Below are 6,903 nucleotides of genomic sequence, written 5' to 3' on the forward strand. Positions count from 1 at the left end.
GCCCCGCCCCCGCCACGTCCCCGCACCCGCAGCCCCGCCCCCGCCACGTCCCCGCACCCGCAGCGCCGCCCCCGCCACCGCACCCGCAGCCCCGCCCCCGCCCCCGCAGCGCCGCCGTCACGAACCCCGGCCCCCGCAGAGCCCGCCCCTAGGAATCCCGGGAGCCGGGCGGCGCGGACACCACCTCGGGCGAGCCGGCCGCCCGTACCGTGAACCCGGCGGCGAAGTCGACCAGCCGCACCAGGTCGGGCGGCGTGTCGTCGCCGTCCAGCGCGCGGTATTCGAGGGCGGCGAGGATCGCCATCCGTTCGGTAAGCCCCCAGTGCGCGCGCGAGTCCCGGTCGATCAGCGCGGCGGAGGTCTCCGCCAGCGAGCGGCCCGCCGCGTACGCGGCATGGACCGCGTCCCGCACCTCCAGCAGATAGTCGGCGTACCCGCGCACGTCCGCGGGCGTCATCACCGGCCCGTGCCCGGGAACGATCACCCGCGGATCGCACTCCAGCACCCGTACGGTCGCCCGGTGGATCTCCTCGATCGGCCCCGCCCAGTGCACCGGATGGTCGTCGCCGAACACCACGTCCCCCGTGCACACCACCCCCTCGTCGGGCAGGTGGACGATCAGGTCCCCGGAGGTGTGCGCGGGCCCGACCTCGATCAGCCGCACCGTCACACCGCCCACGTCCAGGGAGAGTTCACCGGAGAACGTACGACCGGGGTGGACGGCGTCCAGGCCGCCGAAGTCACCGAAGCGCTCGAAGTGCCGCTTCAGGTACGCCCCCAGCGGCGTGTCCGGGTCGCTGTCGGCGATCAGCCGCGCCAGATCCGTGGGCGTCGGCTCCGCGCACAGGTGCACGCTGTTGGCCTCGGTACTGATGATCTCCGCGTCCGGGAACAGCGCGTTCCCTTAGGAGTGGTCGCCGTTCCCGTGGGTGTTGACGACCGTGCCGATACGGGCGCCCGGCCCGATGACCTCCGCGGCCAGTGCCTGGAGGCGGCGGGTCATGTCGGCGGTGTACGGCGTGTCGACCAGCAGCGCGGCGCCCTCGCCCGCCAACAGCACACAGTTGGCCATGCCCCAGGTCGCGTGGCCGTCCGGCAGCCAGGCGTGCACGTGCGGCGTCAAGGCCCGCAACCTGCGGGGCAGTTGGAAGCTCATGGCGCATCATTGTGCTGCGCGGCGGGCGGGGCCGCGGGTATGAGGATCGCCACACGGGGGTGGCGGCCCGAGCGCACAGAGCGGGCGGGGGAGGCGCGGAATCGGGCGGGCGCCCCTACGGGCCCGGCGGCGTAGGAGAGTCCGGACCCGCGGGTGCGAGCGGGCCCGGCGCCGTACAGGAGTCAACCGGGGGCGTACTGACGGGCGCATCGGCGTGAACCTGCGACAGGTCCACCGGCCCGCGCGCCGGCGCGAACAACGGCGGAGTCGGATGCGGGCGCTCCCCCTGGTCGAACAGGATGAACATCAGCCGCCCGCCGGGCACCCCGAACGGCCCCGCCGCGCACATCGTGGCCCAGCCCAGGCCGAGCTCGGCGTGCAGCAGCGGCCGGGCGGCCTCGGCCCGCGGCTGGATGTACTCGGTGACCGCCGACTCGAAGACCGGCCCCACGTCCGGGTCCCGTTTCGCGTCGGCCTGCAACCGGGCCAGCGTCCGGTTGTGCGGGTTGGCCGCGACCGCCAACCGCAACTGCGGTACCAGTAAAGGAAGCCAGCTCACCCGCCAGTCCGCCAGCGTCTCCCGCGCCTGCGGGTGCAGCAGCATCCACCGCATCGTGTTGCCCGGCACCTCGCGGTGCTTGAACATCCGCGTGAACGCCGAGTTGTACGCCACCAGGTCCCACGCCACGTCGTTGATGTACGCCATCTCGCTCATCCCGGCCAGCACCCGCTCCCACGGCCGCGGCACCGCCGTACCGAGCTGCGGATCGAGCCGGAACGCCGGCGGAAGCCCGGTCGCGTACAGCACCAGCGCCTCCCACTCGTGGTCCGACAGGTGCAGGATGCGCGCTATCGGGGCGAGCACCTCCGTACCGATGTTGGCGAGCTTGCCGCGCTCCACATAGCCGTACTTGTGCTCGGGCCAGCCCAGCAGGCGGGTCATGTGCTCGTGCGTCAGCCCCTCGACCTTGCGCCCCCGCGGGTCGGCGCGGGGCGCGAGGCCGAGTTCGGCGGGATCGACGCGGGCACGGGCGCGGGCGAGCAGGGTCTGCAGCGCCTCGCGGTCGCGCATCCCACCGCCCCCGTTCCGCCGTCCCCTTCGTCCGGACGTGTCTCCGGTACGCGCCCACGCCGCCGGGACGTGTCCCGGATACGCGCACATGTTCCAACGGGACGTGTCCCCCGTACACGCACACGTTCCAACCGAAGGTTACAGATCACGCGGGTCGAGGTCGCACGCGAGCTTGTAACCGACCTCGAAGCGGCTTCCGGCGCCGAGCCGTTCCATGAGCGTCGTCATCACCTCCTGCACCGCCGACTTGTCGATGGCCAGCTTCGTGGCGATACGGTCGTCGCTGTAGCCGTTGGTCATCAGCCGGATCACCGCCCGCTCCTGGCGGGTCAGTTCGGTGTGGTGCGGGCGGGTGCTGGCCAGCGACAACGGGGTGGCGCGCTGCCAGTACGACTCGTAGATCGACGCGAACGACTCCACCAGCAAGGCGCCGCGAATCCGGATCACCGACTCGGACATGTCACCGAGCCCGCCCGGCAGGCACACCGTGTGCCGGTCGAACACCAGCATGTCGTGGGCGACATGGTCGATGACGCGTACGGTGACGCCGACATCCGACAGCTCCGCCAGGTACCGGGCGTACGCCGGCACACCCAGCAGATTGCGCGGATACAACGCCCGCACGCGCACGCCGCGCCGGGCCAGCGCCGCGTTCGGCTCCACGGCCTTCGCCAGCGCCTCGGGATCGGGCGGCCCCTGGTAGGCGGTGTCCAGCGTCTCCCGCAGCGCTTCGGTGATGTCCCGCAGCGCGCTGTCCCGCGCCTCGATGCCCTTGAACTGCTCCACCGCCACCTGTTCCTGTCGCTGCGCCGCGGCCGGCCGGAACACGGTCAGCAACTTCTGGGTGGCGTCGTTCACCGCGAGCGCGGCCTGCAACTGGTCGTGCACGTTCGCCGTGTACCTGCCCATCACCGAAGCCAGCGCCGTATCCGGATCCACGGTTTCCACCCGTCCGTCCACGACCCGCACCAGCCCCATGTCCCCCAACGTCCGCCAGCCGGCTTCCACCCGGGCCTCGTCCAGCCCGGACTTGGCGCTGACGTCCGCGACCTCGCCACGGCCGTACGCGGCGGCGATCTCGTACAGCGTGACGGCGGCGGAGGTGTCGTGGCCGGGCCATTCGCTGCCGGGCCATTCCCTGCTGGGCCATTCACTACCGGGCCGGGCGCGGGAGTCCGACTCAGGGGGCGCGGACCGGGGGTGCGCCGGTTCGGGACGGCGCCCGGGTTCGGGACGGCGCGCGGGTTCGGCGTGCGCCGGGGCGCTGGGCGCCGACGCACCGTCGTGCCGTGCGCCGTCTGCGCCGTCTGCGCCGTCCGCGCCGTTCGTGCCGCCCGGTACGTGCCCGTACGGCCGCTCTGTCGCCGCGTTGTGCCCGGCCAGCGGCATCCGCGGCACCTCCGCCACCTTGCTCACGGTTTCGGACGTCATCGGTCTGGACCTCCATTGCTCGACACGGACAGTCGCCGGCGGTTTCCTCTCCGCCGGTGCGTCCTCATGTACGTCCCTGGGCAGTACGTCCTCGGGCACGTCCTCTGTTACGTCCTGGGGTACGTCCTGCGGCACGCTGCGAGCCCCCCGTCTTGCTGTAGACCCGTCAACCCGTCAGGCACAGAGTGTTACAGCGGCATCACTGGTTTTCCAGGTCGAATCCGTTGAGGAAATCAATCGGGTGGACGAGGGCAAATGCGTAGGAGACGGTGCGCGGACGCGGGTCCCGAGGGGCGTAGGGGCGTGCGGACGTGTGGCATTGAGGGATTCCCTGGGTGTTTGGCGCGTGCGGGCGTGAGGGGGGTGCGGGCGGGGTGAGGGGAGGTGGGCGGGGCGCGGGAGGGGCTACGGAAGGGTTACGGGATGCCTGCGGTGGCGATGACGGGTGCTGCCCCGGCGAGCGCGGCCCGTACGCGGGCGCGGCCGTTGCGGGCGATGGACGCCCACGGGGGTTCGCCGTCGGCGGTGGGCCGTTCGCAGGCCCGGCACCGTCCCGCTGCGCCTTCCGGGAGGGGCCGCGCGCAGTCGGGGCACTCGGGACGCCGCCGTACGGGCGGGCCCGCCGCCTCCCGTACGGCCTGCGGCGGCAGCTTCCGTACCAGCCGTGAGGCCACGAACTTCACGGGTACGAAGACCTGCGGCGGCAACCCCGCGGTCAGCGCGTGCACCAGCGCACTGTCGCCGACTCCGCGCTCCCGCCACTGCGCGATCAACGGCACCAGGGGCGCCGCCTCCGCCTCCCCGATCCGCAACCGCCGGTCGACCTCCCCGAGCCGCCGCACCAACGCGGCGTCCTCGCGGCGCAACTCCGCCGATCCACCGGCCGTGCGGGGCAGCGCGGCCTGTCCACCGGCCGCTTCCTCGGAGTGCGGTCGAGGCTCGCCCGCCTTCTCCCGGCGCGGCTCTGACCCGGCCACCCGGCCGGGCCTGCCCTCGCCCATCGCGCACCGCACGAACTCGCCGACGACCGTTCGGCCCGGGGAGGGAGGTACTTTCCCCCCGGTACTTCCTTGGGTACGTCCCGCCGCCCCGGCGTCCGGTTCCCCGGCCGCCGGGGCGGCCTGCGGATCTTCCCGGATCACCGTCCGCGTCACCCACTGCCCGCTGACCGTGTCCTGCACCCGCTCGACCACGTAATACCCGCGCGCCTTCAACTCGTTGAGCGCCCCGGCGATCTGGTCCCTCCCCGTCTTGCACAGCTTCGCCAGGGTTCGCACATCCACCTGCGCCCCGTCCCGCAGCGACAGCAGATAACCCAGCACCCCGCGCGCGACGAACGACAGTTGGTTGTCCTGCAACACCGTGTTCGACACGACGGTGTACGCGCGCACGTGCGCGCTACGATGGATCCGCATCGGGGTCCTTGCTCCCTTGCCAAACCCCGGGGCGTTCCCGCGCCGCCGGGGTCCTCTATGTGACGGCTTGCTGACTCACCGTAGCGCCAACCCCCGTGCACGCAAACATCGTTCACTCTCCGGAGTGAGAGCCAGTACGGACGCCCGAGCGCGCGCCCCCACCACCGCCCGCTTCCGGGTCAGCCCCGGGGTCCCCCGGCTGCCGAATGGACGGCACACCGCCGCCGCGCTGGCGGCAGCACGCCCCCGAAGCGCCCGCGCTTCACCCCTCCGGGTGAATCCCTCCACCCCTCACCTCGCGTATGAACGAGGCCCACGCCGCCGGGGAGAACGCCAGCACGGGGCCCTCGGGGTCCTTGGAGTCCCGCACGTCGACTCCGCGGGTGTGAATCGCCGTCTCTACGCACTCCGTGTTCGCCCCTCCGCTGTACGACGACTTGAACCACTCACGGGTGTCGGCGCTCACTGCATCTCCTCGCGTGCTCTGCGAATCATCTCCACCGACTCCGCCGGCCCCAGGGCCTGAGCCCGCAGGTAGTCGAAGGCTCGGCGGTAGATGTCCAGTTCCTCTTCCTTCTCCATGAAGACGGCACCGGTGTGGATGTCCAGGTAGACGACGTCCAAGGACGGTTCAGCTCCGCCGAGGACGACGAAACTGCCCATCGCCGAAGCGTGGGCACCGGTCGCGAACGGCAGGATCTGCAGGGTGACGTTCGGGGTCTCGGCGCTGGACAGGAGATGGTCGAGCTGCCCGCGCATCACACTCGGGCCACCCACGACCCTCCGGACGACCGACTCGTCCAGTACGGCCCAGATGTGCGGAGGGTGCGGCCGGTGGAAGATCTCCTGGCGCTTGAGGCGGATGGTGACCTGACGTTCCACATCCTCGGCGGACTGCCGCATCTCGGACGCGTGAAGCACCGCCTCGGCGTATCCGCGCGTCTGAAGCAGCCCTGGCACGTACACCGTTGAGAAGTGATCCTCGCGTACGGCTTCGTCCTCCAACGTCAGCAGGAGGTTCAGTGTCTCGGGGAGCGCGCCGGGCAACGAACCCCACCAGCCCTGCTCCCTGGCGGACTTCGCCCAGGTGACCACGGCTTGCCGTTCGGTCTCGGTGGCGTCGTACTCGCGGCACAGCGCGTCCACGATCGGCCACTTGACCGGGCCTTCCTTGGTCTCGTAGCGACTGACGGTCGCCTTGGAGACGCCGACGAGCTTCCCAGCCTCTTCGAGCGTCATGCCCTTGCGTTCCCGCAACTTACGCATTGTCGCGCCCAGTTGGCGGCGACGTGTTGTCGGACCGGTTGTCATGCCGCGGCGCCTCCCTCCTGTGCTCTGTGCCAGGACGAGGCTATGCCGTGCCGCCGTTGGTGCTCCACCGACCCAGGACCGGTGAATCTCCGCGAGAAGTTACACGGTGGAACTTCTCAATGACATACTCGCTTCCAGAGCGCCATCGAGCACATGCGTCAAGTGATGGCATTGGCTGTGAGAGGGGCTGATCGCCCGTGTACGTACGCCCGCCCGCTGAGAGGCAGCGACGCTGCCTGCTTCCCTTCGAGGCCGCACCGCAAGCCGTGGGAGAGCTACGGCGTATGGTCGGCCTCCAACTGGCGACCTGGGGAGCTTCCGCCCTGGCCGACGCCGCCTCACTGGCCGTCTCCGAGCTGGCCACCAACGTCATCCGTCATGTCGGCCAAGGCGCCCCGGCGGCTTTGGTGATGGAGACGCGCGACGACCGGATCCGCGTCGAACTGCATGACACCAGCCGCACCATGCCCTACTGCGAACAGGCCGGCCCGGACGACGAAGGTGGCCGGGGCCTCGCT

8 protein-coding genes are annotated in these 6,903 nt (G+C 71.3%); 1 reads left to right on the forward strand and 7 read right to left on the reverse strand.

Going from position 1 to position 6,903, the window contains the following annotated elements; translation table 11 throughout:
• Window positions 1-148: 148 nt before the first annotated feature.
• The 7 genes from VIW71_RS08680 to VIW71_RS08710 all read right to left on the reverse strand — a co-directional run bounded on the left by VIW71_RS08680 (window position 149) and on the right by VIW71_RS08710 (window position 6,385).
• Complete coding sequence (locus VIW71_RS08680; RefSeq protein ID WP_331621460.1) at window positions 149-853, reverse strand: MBL fold metallo-hydrolase; 705 nt, start codon at window positions 851-853, stop codon at window positions 149-151.
• 51 nt (window positions 854-904) lie between these two features.
• Window positions 905-1,156, reverse strand: a complete 252-nt coding sequence (locus tag VIW71_RS08685) for an MBL fold metallo-hydrolase (protein WP_331621461.1) — start codon at window positions 1,154-1,156, stop codon at window positions 905-907.
• 115 nt (window positions 1,157-1,271) lie between these two features.
• A complete protein-coding gene (locus VIW71_RS08690; protein ID WP_331621462.1) occupies window positions 1,272-2,228 on the reverse strand; it encodes an XRE family transcriptional regulator in 957 nt (318 codons plus the stop codon).
• Window positions 2,229-2,366: 138 nt separating this feature from the next.
• Complete coding sequence (locus tag VIW71_RS08695; protein WP_331621463.1) at window positions 2,367-3,659, reverse strand: LuxR C-terminal-related transcriptional regulator; 1,293 nt, start codon at window positions 3,657-3,659, stop codon at window positions 2,367-2,369.
• A gap of 416 nt (window positions 3,660-4,075) precedes the next feature.
• Window positions 4,076-5,074, reverse strand: a complete 999-nt coding sequence (locus tag VIW71_RS08700; RefSeq protein ID WP_331621464.1) for a helix-turn-helix domain-containing protein — start codon at window positions 5,072-5,074, stop codon at window positions 4,076-4,078.
• Window positions 5,075-5,336: 262 nt separating this feature from the next.
• Complete coding sequence (locus VIW71_RS08705; RefSeq protein WP_331621465.1) at window positions 5,337-5,540, reverse strand: DUF397 domain-containing protein; 204 nt, start codon at window positions 5,538-5,540, stop codon at window positions 5,337-5,339.
• A complete protein-coding gene (locus VIW71_RS08710; RefSeq protein ID WP_331621466.1) occupies window positions 5,537-6,385 on the reverse strand; it encodes a helix-turn-helix domain-containing protein in 849 nt (282 codons plus the stop codon). Before VIW71_RS08710 ends, VIW71_RS08705 begins: the two co-directional genes overlap by 4 nt.
• 197 nt (window positions 6,386-6,582) lie before the next feature.
• Between VIW71_RS08710 and VIW71_RS08715 the strand changes: the two genes are divergently transcribed.
• On the forward strand, window positions 6,583-6,903 hold a 321-nt coding region (locus VIW71_RS08715), incomplete at its 3' end, for an ATP-binding protein (protein WP_331621467.1).

Origin of the sequence: Streptomyces sp. (genome assembly GCF_036524955.1) — a bacterium.
Classification (GTDB): domain Bacteria; phylum Actinomycetota; class Actinomycetes; order Streptomycetales; family Streptomycetaceae; genus Actinacidiphila.